Consider the following 541-nt stretch of genomic DNA (forward strand, 5'->3'; position numbering starts at 1 on the left):
CTTGGCTTCGACGTGGGTTGCGAAGCAGATCAGTGCATACCGAGGACCAGTCACCTCGTAAATCAACTGGAAAACTACAAACGCCAACGACGAGCGTTTCGCTCTGGCCGCTTAAGGCCTAAGCCGCTGCACTGATTCGTTCCTGGGTCAGGTGGGGTAAAACCCGATGCAGTGTCATTTACAGGAACTAGCAGAGGATCGGGTTACTTGGTCCCGCGCGAAANGGCTTCGACGTGGGTTGCGAAGCAGATCAGTGCATACCGAGGACCAGTCACCTCGTAAATCAACTGGAAAACTACAAACGCCAACGACGAGCGTTTCGCTCTGGCCGCTTAAGGCCTAAGCCGCTGCACTGATTCGTTCCTGGGTCAGGTGGGGTAAAACCCGATGCAGTGTCATTTACAGGAACTAGCAGAGGATCGGGTTACTTGGTCCCGCGCGAAACTCTAGGTGACTCGCCCGTGGTCGGCCTGCCGACTGGCTAAACCCCGGGTTAAACCCAAGTAGGTCGGCTAAGTATGTAGAACTGACTGTAGAGGAC

General features: G+C 54.8%; 1 other RNA gene. It reads left to right on the top strand.

Features of this window, described 5'->3' with window-relative positions:
* Positions 1-221: 221 nt before the first annotated feature.
* Positions 222-541, top strand: a transfer-messenger RNA (tmRNA) gene (gene ssrA / locus MST27_RS22235); the annotation flags it as partial.

This window comes from Stutzerimonas marianensis (assembly GCF_022810315.1).
Lineage (GTDB): Bacteria > Pseudomonadota > Gammaproteobacteria > Pseudomonadales > Pseudomonadaceae > Stutzerimonas > Stutzerimonas marianensis.